The organism is Staphylococcus sp. FSL K6-3157 (assembly GCF_038005145.1).
Classification (GTDB): domain Bacteria; phylum Bacillota; class Bacilli; order Staphylococcales; family Staphylococcaceae; genus Staphylococcus; species Staphylococcus equorum.
This window is the reverse complement of the sequence record NZ_JBBOSM010000001.1, coordinates 404,359-419,158: the sequence shown is the minus strand read 5'-3', so window position 1 is coordinate 419,158 and position 14,800 is coordinate 404,359. Positions and strand designations below refer to the sequence as shown.

General features: G+C 34.5%; 17 protein-coding genes. 11 read left to right on the top strand and 6 right to left on the bottom strand.

Annotation, left to right across the window (positions count from 1 at the left end; genetic code table 11):
- Positions 1-139: 139 nt before the first annotated feature.
- Genes MHB47_RS01830 through MHB47_RS01800 form a run of 7 tightly spaced genes read left to right on the top strand, consistent with a single transcriptional unit; the run spans position 140 to position 5,183 of the window.
- The gene (locus tag MHB47_RS01830; protein ID WP_340754700.1) at positions 140-442 is read left to right on the top strand and encodes an urease subunit gamma; all 303 of its coding nucleotides are present in this window, start codon (positions 140-142) and stop codon (positions 440-442) included.
- Between the two features lie 15 nt (positions 443-457).
- On the top strand, positions 458-856 hold the full coding sequence (locus MHB47_RS01825; protein WP_340754698.1) for an urease subunit beta: 399 nt from the start codon (positions 458-460) through the stop codon (positions 854-856).
- On the top strand, positions 853-2,568 hold the full coding sequence (gene ureC / locus MHB47_RS01820; protein WP_340754696.1) for an urease subunit alpha: 1,716 nt from the start codon (positions 853-855) through the stop codon (positions 2,566-2,568). Before MHB47_RS01825 ends, ureC begins: the two co-directional genes overlap by 4 nt.
- Before the next feature lie 10 nt (positions 2,569-2,578).
- Positions 2,579-3,031 (top strand): urease accessory protein UreE, encoded by a 453-nt coding sequence (gene ureE, locus MHB47_RS01815; RefSeq protein WP_340754694.1) that lies wholly within the window; start codon positions 2,579-2,581, stop codon positions 3,029-3,031.
- Positions 3,024-3,713 (top strand): urease accessory protein UreF, encoded by a 690-nt coding sequence (locus tag MHB47_RS01810; protein ID WP_069817854.1) that lies wholly within the window; start codon positions 3,024-3,026, stop codon positions 3,711-3,713. Before ureE ends, MHB47_RS01810 begins: the two co-directional genes overlap by 8 nt.
- Positions 3,714-3,726: 13 nt before the next feature.
- A complete protein-coding gene (ureG, locus tag MHB47_RS01805) occupies positions 3,727-4,341 on the top strand; it encodes an urease accessory protein UreG (RefSeq protein ID WP_340754690.1) in 615 nt (204 codons plus the stop codon).
- Positions 4,341-5,183: an urease accessory protein UreD gene (locus MHB47_RS01800; RefSeq protein ID WP_340754688.1), complete on the top strand. Its 843-nt coding sequence runs from the start codon at positions 4,341-4,343 to the stop codon at positions 5,181-5,183. The genes ureG and MHB47_RS01800 overlap by 1 nt, the downstream gene beginning before the upstream one ends.
- 113 nt (positions 5,184-5,296) lie before the next feature.
- On the opposite strand, the gene MHB47_RS01795 is transcribed toward MHB47_RS01800, so the two are convergent.
- Together MHB47_RS01795 and MHB47_RS01790 are read right to left on the bottom strand one after the other, a co-directional pair.
- On the bottom strand, positions 5,297-5,503 hold the full coding sequence (locus MHB47_RS01795) for a hypothetical protein (protein WP_107514248.1): 207 nt from the start codon (positions 5,501-5,503) through the stop codon (positions 5,297-5,299).
- 118 nt (positions 5,504-5,621) lie between these two features.
- Positions 5,622-6,704, bottom strand: coding sequence for a YkvI family membrane protein (locus tag MHB47_RS01790; RefSeq protein WP_340754684.1), 1,083 nt, complete (start codon positions 6,702-6,704; stop codon positions 5,622-5,624).
- A 343-nt stretch (positions 6,705-7,047) separates the two neighbouring features.
- On the opposite strand from MHB47_RS01790, the gene MHB47_RS01785 reads away from it, so the two are divergent.
- Positions 7,048-7,518: a thioesterase family protein gene (locus tag MHB47_RS01785; RefSeq protein ID WP_002506583.1), complete on the top strand. Its 471-nt coding sequence runs from the start codon at positions 7,048-7,050 to the stop codon at positions 7,516-7,518.
- A gap of 167 nt (positions 7,519-7,685) precedes the next feature.
- On the opposite strand, the gene MHB47_RS01780 is transcribed toward MHB47_RS01785, so the two are convergent.
- Both MHB47_RS01780 and MHB47_RS01775 read right to left on the bottom strand, forming a co-directional pair.
- Positions 7,686-8,831, bottom strand: coding sequence for a bifunctional cystathionine gamma-lyase/homocysteine desulfhydrase (locus MHB47_RS01780; RefSeq protein WP_340754682.1), 1,146 nt, complete (start codon positions 8,829-8,831; stop codon positions 7,686-7,688).
- Complete coding sequence (locus MHB47_RS01775) at positions 8,831-9,730, bottom strand: PLP-dependent cysteine synthase family protein (RefSeq protein WP_340754680.1); 900 nt, start codon at positions 9,728-9,730, stop codon at positions 8,831-8,833. Before MHB47_RS01775 ends, MHB47_RS01780 begins: the two co-directional genes overlap by 1 nt.
- A 223-nt stretch (positions 9,731-9,953) precedes the next feature.
- Here MHB47_RS01775 and MHB47_RS01770 point away from each other — a divergent pair, with 223 nt between their 5' ends.
- The 3 genes from MHB47_RS01770 to MHB47_RS01760 all read left to right on the top strand — a co-directional run bounded on the left by MHB47_RS01770 (position 9,954) and on the right by MHB47_RS01760 (position 12,757).
- On the top strand, positions 9,954-11,240 hold the full coding sequence (locus MHB47_RS01770) for a homocysteine synthase (protein WP_021338824.1): 1,287 nt from the start codon (positions 9,954-9,956) through the stop codon (positions 11,238-11,240).
- A gap of 293 nt (positions 11,241-11,533) precedes the next feature.
- On the top strand, positions 11,534-12,286 hold the full coding sequence (locus MHB47_RS01765) for a threonine/serine exporter family protein (RefSeq protein ID WP_340754678.1): 753 nt from the start codon (positions 11,534-11,536) through the stop codon (positions 12,284-12,286).
- A 12-nt stretch (positions 12,287-12,298) separates the two neighbouring features.
- Entirely contained in the window at positions 12,299-12,757 is a 459-nt protein-coding gene (locus MHB47_RS01760) for a threonine/serine exporter family protein (protein ID WP_002506578.1), read from the top strand.
- An 85-nt stretch (positions 12,758-12,842) separates the two neighbouring features.
- Here MHB47_RS01760 and MHB47_RS01755 read toward each other — a convergent pair whose 3' ends face one another.
- Together MHB47_RS01755 and manA are read right to left on the bottom strand one after the other, a co-directional pair.
- A complete protein-coding gene (locus tag MHB47_RS01755) occupies positions 12,843-13,739 on the bottom strand; it encodes an ROK family protein (protein WP_340754676.1) in 897 nt (298 codons plus the stop codon).
- A 109-nt stretch (positions 13,740-13,848) separates the two neighbouring features.
- The gene (manA, locus tag MHB47_RS01750; protein WP_340754674.1) at positions 13,849-14,784 is read right to left on the bottom strand and encodes a mannose-6-phosphate isomerase, class I; all 936 of its coding nucleotides are present in this window, start codon (positions 14,782-14,784) and stop codon (positions 13,849-13,851) included.
- Positions 14,785-14,800 lie beyond the last annotated feature (16 nt).

The following is a 14,800-nucleotide window of genomic DNA, read 5'->3' as shown; positions in this document are numbered from 1 at the left end:
ATATTTTCCATTATCAAATTTTTCTTTATTTTTCACACTTGCAAGGGGTTATTCTTGTAGTTAAATTATAAACGGCCTATTATTAAAATATGGAGATAAATAGTAGAAACATATTAATAATTGAAAGGTAGTGAAGCTCGTGCATTTTACTCAACGTGAACAAGATAAGTTGATGTTAGTCGTAGCTGCTGATTTAGCACGCAGACGTCAACAACGAGGTTTAAAGTTAAATTATCCAGAAGCAGTAGCTATAATTAGTTTCGAAATTCTTGAAGGTGCAAGAGATGGGAAATCTGTAGCAGAACTTATGAGTTACGGTAGGCAAATATTAAGTGAAGATGATGTGATGGAAGGTGTCGAAGGTTTAATAACTGACTTGGAAATCGAAGCAACATTCCCTGATGGCACAAAATTAATTACGATACATCATCCAATTGTATAAAGGAGGATTTATATTATGAAACCTGGTGAAATTATAGTTAAACGTACAGAAATAGAAGTGAATAAAGGTCATAAATCCACAATACTTAATGTAAAAAATACTGGAGATCGACCTGTACAAGTCGGTTCACACTATCATTTTTTTGAGGTGAATCCTGCATTAAAATTTGATCACGAAAAGGCGTATGGTAAACGACTGGATATTCCGGCAGGTGCGGCTGTACGTTTTGAACCTGGAGATGAAAAAGATGTTCAGTTGATTGAATATGGAGGCAAACAAAGAATTTTTGGTTTCCACGGTGAAGTGAATGGACCCATTGATGAATCTTGTGTCTATCGAGATGAAGATTTATCAGTAGAAGAAGTTAATGAAGAAAGCGAAAATGCGAATAAAGAAAGTGGGTATAAAGCATGAGTTTTAAAATGACGCAATCACAATATACAAGTCTTTATGGTCCAACAGTTGGTGACTCTGTAAGACTTGGAGATACAAATTTATTTGCAAGAGTGGAAAAAGATTATGCTACGTATGGCGATGAAGCAACATTTGGTGGCGGTAAATCTATCAGAGATGGCATGGCTCAAAACCCTAATGTCACGCGTGATGATAAACAAGTTGCAGATCTAGTTATGACAAACGCAATGATTATCGACTACGATAAAATCATTAAAGCCGATATCGGCATCAAAAATGGTTATATTATGGCAGTCGGTAAAGCAGGTAATCCAGATATTATGGATAATGTAGATATTATCATTGGTGCTACGACTGATATCATTTCAGCAGAAGGTAAAATCGTAACTGCAGGTGGTATCGATACACACGTTCACTTTGTTAACCCTGAGCAGTCACAAGTTGCACTTGAAAGTGGGGTTACTACCCATATTGGTGGCGGTACTGGTGCATCTGAAGGTGCAAAAGCAACTACAGTTACTCCAGGACCATGGCACCTACACCGCATGTTAGAAGCAGCGGAATCATTGCCATTAAATATCGGTTTCACTGGTAAAGGACAAGCAGTCAATCACACTGCCTTAGTAGAACAAGTACATGCTGGCGCGATTGGCTTAAAAGTACATGAAGACTGGGGCGCAACGCCTTCAGCATTAGACCATGCTTTACAAGTCGCAGATGACTATGATGTTCAAATTGCACTACACGCTGATACATTAAATGAGGCTGGCTTCATGGAAGAAACGATGGCCGCAGTTAAAAACCGCGTATTACACATGTATCATACAGAAGGTGCTGGTGGTGGCCATGCGCCAGATTTAATTAAATCTGCTGCCTATCCAAACATCTTACCTTCTTCTACAAACCCAACGCTTCCATACACAGTAAATACTGTAGATGAACATTTAGATATGGTCATGATTACCCATCACTTAAACGCTGCAATCCCAGAAGATATCGCCTTTGCTGATTCTCGTATTCGTAAAGAAACAATTGCAGCAGAAGATGTATTACATGATATTGGCGTATTTAGTATGGTAAGTTCTGATTCTCAAGCTATGGGACGTGTCGGTGAAGTTATCACACGTACTTGGCAAGTTGCGCACCGTATGAAAGAACAACGCGGTGCATTAGAAGGTGACAGTAAACATAATGACAATAATCGTATCAAACGTTATATCGCTAAATATACGATTAACCCTGCAATTACTCACGGTATTTCAGATTATGTTGGCTCTATTGAAGAAGGTAAACTCGCCGATATTATCATGTGGGAACCTGCTTTCTTTGGTGTAAAACCAGATGTTATTCTTAAAGGCGGACTCATTAATACAGCCATTAATGGTGATGCTAATGGTTCTATACCTACTTCTGAACCATTGAAGTACCGTAAAATGTACGGACAATTAGGCGGCAATATGCAAAGTACTTCAATGACTTTCGTGTCGTCAACAGCTTATGAAAATGACATTGATAAACTACTCGGTTTAAAACGTAAAGTGAGACCTGTTCGTAATATCCGTAAATTAAGTAAAGCAGATATGAAAAATAATAGCGCAACGCCCAAAATAGATGTTGATCCACAAACATATGAAGTATTCGTAGACGGAGAAAAAATTACAAGTGAACCAGCTACTGAACTACCGTTAACTCAACGCTATTTCTTATTCTAGGAGGTAAAAAATGATCATCGAAGAGATTGTAGGAAATATCGCTAACATTGCTGATAGTGAAAAAGAGAAACATACAGAAAAAGTATACTTGGAAAACTCTGATTTAGTTAAACGTATTCAACGTGTAACGACAGACCATGGTAATGAAATTGGAATTCGTTTAAAACAACCTATTGATTTACAATATGGCGACATTTTATATAAAGACGATACCAATATGATTATCGTAGATGTGAATTCTGAAGATTTACTCGTTATTAAACCACGCACGCTACAAGAAATGGGAGATATCGCGCATCAACTTGGCAACAGACATTTGCCAGCACAATTTACAGAAACTGAAATGCTTGTACAATACGACTACTTAGTAGAATCTTTATTAAAAGATTTAGGGATTCCATACGAGCACGAAGATCGTAAAGTAAATAAAGCATTTAGACATATAGGTCATTCACATGACTGATCATGCACACCTACGTCTGTTTCAATTTTGTGATTCTCAATTCCCGACAGGTGCATTTAGTCATTCATTTGGTCTTGAAACTTATATTCAACGGGACACAGTACATGACGAAGAAAGCTTTCAACAATGGCTCACGTTATTCTTAAATGAACAATTGACATATGCAGATGGCTTAGCCATGCGCCTTGTCTATGATGCGCTCGATCAAAATGATTCAGAATCTATATTACGATTAGATAAAATTCTTTTCGTGCAAAACTTACCAAAAGAAACACGACAAGGTTCAAAACAAATGGGTAACCGCATGGTCAAACTCGCTTCAGAACTTTATGATAGTGACTGGATTGACTGGTACAATGCGCAACTAAAAGAGAAAAAAGCCAAGTTGCATCCTGCCATTTGTTTTACAATGCTCGGACATCATTTAGGCGTCGATATCGAAACAATTATTGATTATTATTTATATCAAAACGTGTCTAGTTTAACTCAAAATGCTGTACGTGCAATTCCTTTAGGGCAAACTGCTGGTCAACGTATTGTCCATCATATGATTCCACTTATGAAAGAGACAAGAGACCATATCATGACATTGGATGAATCTCAATTGGGCATTACTGCGCCAGGATTAGAAATCAACCAGATGGAACACGAGAACGTCAATGTAAGAATTTTTATATCTTAGGAGGACAATTTTTATGACAGAGACAGTTAAAATAGGTATCGGGGGGCCTGTCGGTGCAGGTAAAACCCAACTTATCGAGAAAATTGTTAAACGTTTAGCAAAAGACTTGAGCATTGGTGTTATCACTAATGATATATATACAAAAGAAGATGAAAAAATATTAGTTAACTCAGGTGTATTACCTGAAGATAGAATTATCGGTGTTGAAACAGGTGGATGTCCACACACAGCAATTCGTGAAGATGCATCAATGAACTTTGCAGCAATTGATGAACTAAAAGAACGCAATGAGGATATCGAACTTATTTTCATTGAATCTGGTGGAGATAATTTAGCTGCAACTTTCAGCCCAGAACTCGTTGATTTTTCAATTTATATTATTGATGTGGCACAAGGCGAAAAAATTCCTCGCAAAGGTGGACAAGGTATGATTAAATCTGATTACTTTGTAATCAATAAGACTGACCTAGCGCCTTATGTTGATGCATCATTAGAACGCATGGCAGAAGATACAAAAGCATTCCGTGGTGATCGCCCCTTCACTTTCACAAATCTTAAAACTGACGAAGGTTTAGACAATGTACTTGAGTGGATTGAACAAGATGTATTTCTTAAAGGATTAGCTTAATGTCTGAGTCAAATCAAAAATGGACCGGCCAATTAGATTTAACTGTTTTTAATAACGGAAAAAAATCTGTTGCACGTGATATCTTTTTTGAAAGAGCATTAAAAGTAATGCGTCCAGTTTACTTAAACGGCTCGGATATTCCTACATTTTATATTGTAAACGTAGGTGGCGGTTATTTAGACGGTGATCGCTATAACATGAACTTCAATATAGACACTAATGCGAAAGTCATATTAACTTCGCAAGGTGCAACGAAAATTTATAAAACGTTAAATGACCATGTGGAACAATATCAAAATTTCAATATTAAAGATAACGCTTATGCGGAATATGTAGGCGATCCAATTATCGCTTTTGAAAATGCCAAATTCTATCAACATAATACATTTAACTTGAGTTCAACAGCATCTTTATTTTATACAGATATTTTAACACCAGGATATTCTAAAGAAGGTAAAGCCTTTAGCTACACATATATGCATTTATTAAATGAAATTTATGTAGACGATGATCTCGTTGTATTTGATAATATGTTACTTGATCCAACTAAAAATAAAGTGGATGATATTGGTTACATGGAGCATTATAGCCACTTGGGTTCTTGTTATTTTATCCACCCAGATGTTAACCAAAAATTTATAGATAACGTATTCGATCAAATTAAACACTTGCAACAAGTATATGATTGTCGTTTTGGTATTACACAGTTACCAACACATGGTTTTAGCATTCGTATTTTATCTAACAAAACACAAGTAATCGAAAAGATTTTAACAACATTACAAACTTATGTTGTTAAAGAAATCTTCGATCGTGACGTTGATTTTTTAAGAAAATATTAGTTATTCTCGAGGTTGGACATAAATACCATTCTCAAAATAAAAGGACTAATCCGTATTAAATGGATTAGTCCTTTTAAATATATAAATTATTTTTCAAACTAAAGACACAACTTTTAAATTAAATTAAGTAACCAAACTAAACTTATCACTAACAAAACTATCGTAACGATATAGATTAATAACTTTTGTCCTTTAGTTAAAGTTTTTTCTCCATTCGTAAACAAACTAAATAACGAACCATCCTTGCCCATTAATAATGCGATAGAATAAATAAGTAAGACTAAAGATAAAATAAATAATATTAATGCAACAAATACCATAATAGTACTCCCCTCACAATACATCTGTTTTTCTTAGTTCTATGCCTATTCATTCTATCTTAATATTCAAATTTGTAAAATAAAGCCTACACAAATGATCATATTGATTTTATTTCTATTATGGTAATTCTCCATTTTTTTCTAATCGTTTAACTTTAAATGGTGCATAAATTAATACCACAATTAATACTAATCCTAAATAACCAATGAATGGATAAAATAATGACATTAAGTCTGTAAATCCTGCAAAACTTACTGCAAAGCCAATTAAAATAGCTAAGATATAAAATATTTTAAACTGTTTTGTTTCAGGAGTAGTAAAACGTGTAGCAAGTGAATAGAACATACCTAAACACGTATTAAATATCATTAAATAGATAATAATAGACATAAGAACACCTAAAATTGGAGATATATCATTTACAAGCCCTAACATCGGCATTGGTAAATCCCCTACCGTTTCAATTTTAGAAAGTATCGCAAAATGACTTATCATAATCATTATGCCTAAAACAAATCCTCCGAAGAAGCCACCCCATGCAGCTACCTTAGGATTCTTCTCACTACCACCCATAACAATTGCCATAGTTGCTCCTAAACTGATATTTAATGAAACGTAATTAACTCCTGAAATAAACCAATTCGGCACCGCTGACGTATGTTCTTTAGCTATGTCAGTGAGTTCAGTAAACGTACCTGACATAGTAAACAAGCAATAAACCGCAACAACGAGAATCGCTATAATCAATAACGGTGTAATATTACCGATAACTTTAACAACATTATCTACACGTAACATACCGAATAAAAATACTAAGAGAACCATTAATAATGTTCCAAGTACTGCTGGTATACCAAACTGTTGTTCAAAGTTCGAACCACCACCAGCAAGCATTACGACACCAAATCCAAATAAAGCGATGATGAGTACAATATCTATCACCCATGCAAGCACTTTACCAAACAATGTACCGCCTGTTAATTTATGTATTACATCATTATGACTTTGAGCTTTAAACTTACTACCTAGCCATACAAGTACCATACCAATATATGAAAATAACATTGTTGAAACAATTGCTGCAAATATACCCAACTTACCGAAACTAGTAAAATATTGTAGGATTTCTTGTCCTGAAGCAAATCCAGCGCCCACAATTATACCAATTAAGGCACTACCTATTAAAAATACTTTCTTCATAGTAATCCCCTTTGTACGTAGTAATATTTTTTGTTTAAAACGTAAAATCATCATTGTGAAATAGAACGCATTACATTATATAACCCCTTTGTACACATCTATCAATGTAACTTCGTATTGTCTCTCACAACAATGTAAACGTTTACATATTCATAGTAACTCACTTAGCTTTAATTTTCAAACCGCTGAAAATACTTATTCTTGATGGTATTCACATTATATAATACGCACTTTTCAACTAATAATAATATCATTATAGAGAAAACAAATTTTTAAACTTTTCACTATAAAACTGATACAATTATGTAGTCCAATATTAAAAAATAATTATAGGAGTGGTCTCATGGTAGAAGAATACATATATAGAAATACCGTACAACCATCTTGGATTGACCGTAATAATCATATGCACGACGCACAATATTATTCAATTTTCAGTGATGCAGTTGTTGGTTTCTTTGAATCTGTAGATTTATCAATTTCATATCGTCCCGATCAAGAGATCACGATATTTAGCATCGAAGCACATATTTCTTTTTTAAATGAATTATTACTAGATGATCAATTTTATATCAAATTTCATATACATGACTATGATGCCAAGAGAGTGCATTTGTTTTTAACGATGTATAATGAGCAGGATGAACGTACGGCTACTTATGAAGTCATTATGATGGGCGTAAGTCACCATACAAGACGTAGCATGAATTTCCCTGAACCTGTTTATGATAAGATCAAAACATATTTTGATAGCCAACAACCCTTCGACATTCCAAAACAATTAGGTCATGTGATTGGTATTCCTAGAAAATAACCCTGTGATACATAGAAGCCTTATCTTAAAACTAAACTTAAGTCCTAATAAGCCATTATCCAATATGACATACAAAGGCTACAAAAAGTACTACATAGATATCACAACAGAACAGTGTCTTATAAAAAAGAACCTCCAAATGATTGGAGGTTCTTTTTTATAATTAATTATTTTAGGTGATCTAACGCTTTTTTTAAATCTTCCACTAAATCTTCAGTGTCTTCAATGCCAACTGAGAGACGAATTAGCCCATCTGCAATACCTTCTTTGGCACGAATGTCTTTAGGAATAGATGCATGTGTCATTAATGCTGGTACAGAAATTAAACTTTCTACTGCGCCTAAACTTTCAGCTAATGTGAAATATTGCGATTCACGGATAATTGCTTTGGCACTTTCTATATCCTCAACTTCAAAAGCAACAACACCAGTATGTCCTTCTGATTGTGCTTCGTGGATATCATGGTTTAAATGTTCAGCGATGCTTGGATGGAATACTTGTTTAACATTTTGATGGTGTTGCAACATTTCAATAATTGAAAGTGCATTACGTTGTACTTGTTCCATTCTTAGCCCTAATGTTTTAATACCACGAATTAATAAATAACTATCTTGTGGTCCCAACACGCCGCCTGTTGAATTTTGAATAAATCCAATACGCTCAGCTAGGTTCTCATCATTTGTAGCAACTAGGCCTGAAACGACATCACTATGACCACCAATGTATTTTGTAGCTGAATGCAATACGATATCAATACCCAATGTTAATGGGTTTTGGAAATATGGCGTCATAAATGTATTATCAACAACTGATATCAAATTATGTTTTTGTGCAATTTCAGCTGATTTTTTAATATCTGTTACTCGTAATAATGGATTTGAAGGTGTCTCAATATATAACATTTTTGTTTCTGGTTTAATATATTGTTCCACTTCATCTATATGCGTTGTATCTATGAAATCTGCTTTTATTCCAAAACGTGAAAACACTTTTGTTAGAGCTCTATAAGTGCCACCATAAACGTCAGAATTTATCAATAAATGATCGCCTTCATCTAATAACATAATCACTGCTGATATTGCTGCCATACCTGAACCAAATGCATAACCATATTGACCATGTTCTAAATCAGCAATTAAGCCTTCTAATGAACTACGTGTTGGATTAGCTGAACGAGAATATTCATATCCCTGTCTCATATCACCGATGTCATCTTGCATAAATGTACTTGTTTGATAAATTGGTGTAGTTACTGCACCTGTATATGGGTCTGTAGTAGATCCGCCGTGAATTAATTGTGTTTTTTTATTCATTAATGATTCTCCTCATAATTAAAGATTTTTTGTGACATGTATCGATCACTACCATCAGGAAAAATCGTTACAATAACGCCACTATTGATGTGTTTTTTTACTTCTAATGCACCTTGTAAGACTGCGCCAGAGGAACTTCCTACAAGTAATCCTTCTCGTTTTGCCAATAATGCTACATTTTCAAAAGCATCTTTATCAGATACCTTAACAATATCAGAAACTAAGGATTCAGGTAAAAACTGAGGCCACTTTTCAGAACCGATACCTTCAATATCATGGGGATGTTGAGCTCCTCCACTTAATATAGAACCTTCCGGCTCAACTATGACATTCTCTACATTTAATGAAGTTAAGTGTTCTGCAACACCTGTAAATGTACCTCCTGAACCTATACCAGCTACAAAATAATCTATTTCTGGCAATGCGTCTGTAATTTCTTTGCCCAACGTTTCTAAATATGCTTTCGGGTTGTTAGCAGATTCAAATTGATTTAAATAAAGTGCGCCTGTTTGCAATTCATATTGCTTTGCTGCTTCTTGAGCACCTTGCATGCCTAGTGCTTTCTCAGTTCTTCTAACTTCAGCACCTAAGGCTTTAATAATAGCTATTTTTTCTTCTGCAAAACCTTCAGGTGCAAAAATAACTGCATTTATATTATGATGGTTGGCTGCAATAGCTACGCCAATACCCGTATTGCCTGCTGATGCCTCTACTACAGTTCCACCTTTTTGTATTAAGTTGTTCTCTAAAGCTTTTTCAATTAAATACTTCCCAAGTCTATCTTTAATACTACCGCCAGGATTGAATTGTTCTAATTTAGCATAAATTTGAACATCCTCATTACTAAAAGATTTTAATAATACCATAGGTGTATTGCCGATTAAATCATATGCAATCATCATAGTCCTCCACACACAGGTGTTTTTAATATTTTGCTTATTCCCTACTATACTGATATGAATTATAAATAGTTTCAGCCCTTTTTGCAAATTTTATAATTAAAATATTGTAAAACACTTAAAATAAATCCTTACTTTTTTAATAAGAATACTTGAATTCACTATATAGCTCTTGTATAGTGTTAGTTATCAGAAAATTCAAATTTATAGGAGGATTTACATTATGAGTCAGAATTCATGGCATTTAGACACATTATCAATTCATGGCGGTCAACAAGTGGATGATTCAAAATCACGCGCAGTACCTATCCATCAAACAACGAGTTATGTATTTGATAGTACAGACCATGCACAAAAATTATTTTCGCTACAAGAAGACGGTAATATTTACACGAGAATTATGAACCCAACACAAAATGTCTTTGAAGAACGCATCACGGCTCTAGAAGGGGGCGTTGGCGCTTTAGCTACTGCTTCAGGACAAGCTGCAATACATCTCGCATTATTAAACATCGTTGAAACAGGTGATGAAATTGTTGCTTCTTCAAACTTATACGGTGGTACATATAATTTATTAAAAGTGACATTCAAAAAATTAGGTATTAAAGTCCATTTTGTAGATCCTAGCAATCCTGAAAACTTTAAAAATGCTATTACAGATAAAACGAAAGTTGTTTATGCAGAAACAATCGGCAACCCTCGTATTGATGTTCTAGATATAGAAGCTGTTGCAGATATTGCACATGATAATGGCGTTCCATTAATTGTTGACAATACATTCCCAACGCCTTATTTATTACGTCCGTTTGAGCATGGTGCTGACATTATTGTTCATTCAGCCACTAAATTTATTGGTGGCCATGGTACTTCAATCGGCGGTGTCATTGTTGATAGTGGTAAATTTAATTGGGATAACGGTAAATTCCCTGGCTTAGTAGAACCAGACCCTAGTTATCATGGTGTCTCTTATGCGAAGGATGTAGGAGAAGCTGCATTTATCACTAAAGCACGTGTTCAATTATTACGTGATTTAGGTGCATCTGTATCACCTTTCAATGTTCATGAGTTCTTAATTGGTTTAGAAACATTACATCTACGTATGGAACGTCATTCAGAAAATGCTTTACGCATCGCACAATATTTAGAAAAACATCCAAATGTAACATGGGTAAACTATCCTGGTTTAGAAAACAATGCTTACAATGAATTAGCTCAAAAATATCTACCAGATGGACAAGGCGCTATACTCACCTTTGGCGTTGATGGTTCAGTAGACGATATTGCTAATTTCGTTGAAGGATTAGATTTATTCTCACACGTAGCAAACGTTGGTGATTCTAAATCATTAATCATTCATCCTGCAAGTACAACACACTTACAATTGTCACCAGAAGAACAAAAAGCTTCAGGTGTACTACCAGAACTTGTAAGATTATCAGTTGGAACAGAAAAAGTAGAAGACATCATTTCAGATCTTGATAAAGGTTTTAAAGCATCACTTGGAAATTAATGAAAAAATTTCCTTAGTGGAATTAAGGAAACTAATGTTAAAAGTTTCCTTAGTGACGCTAAGAACCAAGTTCACACTCTGAAAATATAGCACGTCAAAAACGCCCAACCTTTATTTGTTTGGGCGTTTTTTAGACTGCGCGCTATTATCCCGTCACACAAACCGAAGACCCCTGTGTGTGTAAATTTTATATTTCAACTCCTATATTCTATTAATAAAGGTATTTACCTTTGTGTTTGTTAATTAATATTGGGATAATAACAATAATTGTTCAATAAGTTGGAGGTGCATGTTTGGATAATCAAAAAGATCAAATAACCATGAATGTCATATTACTTACCGGTAAAATACTTTTATCTTCTGGCGCTGAAGTATCGCGTGTTGAAGATACTATGCGTCGCATAGCAATTTGTATGGGCTATTACAATAGCCAAGGATATGTCATAAATGTGTTTATCAATTTTTCACTTAGTGAGGAACACGATACACGCATTTTGCGTATTAATAAAAATACCACCAACTTATTGAAAATATTTCAAGTTAACGCAATTTCACGGAAACTCACAAGTAATCAATTATCTATAGAAGAAGCTTACGACCTTTTAAAAAATATAGATCGCACATCAGTAACAATTCCACTGTGGAAGAAAGGGATAGCAGCTGGCATTATCTCGCTGAGCTTTTTATATTTACAAAATGGTACATGGCCAGATGCGATTACCGCAATCATAGCTGGTGCTACAGGATTTTTAATTGTAGAATTTATGCATAGCAAGTCACTGACTATGTTTATCCCTGAATTTGTAGCCTCTTTTGTAATAGGAACAATCGTTATCTTTGGGTCTAAATTATTCAATGTTGATAATATGTTTGGACCTGCCATGCTTGCTTCAGTCATGCCAATCGTTCCTGGCGTATTAATAACAACCGCAATACAAGATTTATTTGGCCGTCACATGCTTATGTTTACAGCAAAATTTTTGGAAGCATTAGTTATTGCTTTTGCGATTGGTTCAGGCATAGCAATTGCGTATTCACTATTTTAAGGGGGATTCTTCATGACTATTTTAATTACATTCTTATGCAGTTTCAGCGCCTCTTATTTCTTCAACGTGATTTACGATTCGCATAAAAAGGTATTTCTTCCCGCCGGATTTGCTGGAGCCATGGGTTATATCGTCCATTTTATTTTAAGCGAGCATGGACAAATGGATACAATATACACAAGTTTATTAGGTAGTTTAACACTAGGTTTAATCAGCCATACTATGAGTCGAATATATAAAGCGCCTGTTGTATTGTTTATGATTCCTGGTATTATTCCACTTGTTCCAGGAAGCATTGCTTTCAGTGCGACACAACAACTCGTTACGCTTAATTTTACTGACGCGACTAACACATTTATTCGTGCTATTTTGATAGCAGGTGCGATTGCTTTAGGTTTGTTGATTTCAGATCAATTATCTAAAACTTTGAACATACGAAAATACTTAGCTATTAAAAGAAATAAACTTTAAAAAGACTACACACTATTGTTATACATTTCAAATAGGTTTATAAAAACGTTATTTGATAGTAATACAACGTATGTGTAGTCTTTTATTATGATTCATTCACAAAATATAAACCCGTTAATACATTAGCTTCTAAATCACTTACTTTAATACTAATGGGGCTATTTCGTACTAAATGATGTTCTTTTACATAGGTTTCTATACTTTCTTTATAAGGCAATGGACTTTGCGTTACGCCGCCGCCTAATACAATATGATAAATATTAAATACACTAAATAAATTTGTACACAGTTGTTGAGTTAAGTTTAAAACTTCCTCAATCATGTGAGTTATTGTTTTGTCTTTACCTTGAACATACATTTCAATGGCTTCTTTTGTACTCACTTCTCTTTTGAGAATCCCACTCGCTTTTCTGCTAATCGCTAATCCAGAAATCTCATTTTCCACACAGCCATATTGCTTACAGACAGGACATTGGTAACTACTATCGCTTTTAATTACTGTATGGCCAATCTCACCAAAGTTCCCGTCAATGCCAGAGATTAATTGTCCCTGTTTCATATAAGCCATGCCAACGCCTGTACTAATCGTTAAATAAATGAAATCCTCAGTTTGTGCTTTTATATACTGATGTTCTGCTAAAATTGCAGCATCCGTATCATTAACAAATCGTGGCTTAAATTCACTATTCTGTGTTATATAAGTACCCGCATTAAATCCATTATATTTTTGCAAATTGGGGGGATTTAAAAATAAACCTTGATTATAATCACAAGGACCTGGCATCGCAATATTTAACGAAGTTTTATCGACATTTTCGAAATTCTCTACATAATCATTCGCCAGACTTATAATTTCTTCAAATTCCTTTTCGGGCACATCTTTATCCGTTTTAAATTTTTGACTCGCTACGATTTCTAAGTCTTCATTGATAAGGCCCACAATCGTTTTAGTTCCTCCAATATCAACACAAATTTTCAACATCAGGCACCAACTCCATCATTTATTAGTTTATCTTAATTATGTATAAAAAGAGGCACAGACAAAACTAATTTGCCTTGTGACAAATCAAATTCATCTTGCCTCTTCTTATTTATACATGGCTGACAATCATCGTCATGTCACCATTAAATTTTATCTCTGTATCTTCTGTTGTCAGTATAAAGTGCGTACCTTTGTTTAAACTATAGTCGCTTCCATCTACAGTAATTTGTCCGCTACCTTCAACAATTGAAACAAGACAGTAGTCATGCGGTTTTCTATAATTTAAGTTACCAGCGATCACCCATCGTTCAACTGTGAAAAAATCATTAGACACAAATTGTGTGTACTGCTGCCCTTGGATATTTTCATGTATTGGCGTCGTGTTAGGTGAATCTTCTGAAAGATGAATTACAGCTTTACTCTGTTCTAAGTGCAAATCACGTTTATTTCCATCTTTATCTACACGATCATAATCGTATATTCTATATGTCGTATCCGAAGATTGTTGCGTTTCTAAAATCATAATACCTTTTCCTATTGCGTGTACTGTTCCAGCTGGTACATAGAAGAAATCTCCTGCTTGTACTTTTACTGTTTTAAAAAGTGTATCAAATTGTTGTCGATCAATCATTTCGTTCAATTCATCCTGGTTTTTAGCGTTCACATCATAAATAATCTCTGCATCTTCTTGTGCATCTAGAATATACCAACACTCTGTTTTGCCATATTCACCTTCATATTTTTGTGCGTATTCATCATTTGGATGGACTTGAACTGATAATTTATCGTTTGCATCTAATATTTTCGTTAATAAAGGGAATTTAGTATCACCAGTTTCACCAAATAATGCTTTATCTTCATCCCATACTGCTTCTAATGTTTTACCTTTATGTTTACCATTCTCAATTATATTCGGTCCATTAGGATGTGCTGATATCCCCCAACATTCACCCGTATATTCATTAGGAATATCATAATTGAATGATTTTAAAGCCGTACCACCCCAGATACGTTCTTGAAAAACAGGTTGTAAGAATAATGGCATATGCTCATACCTCCAA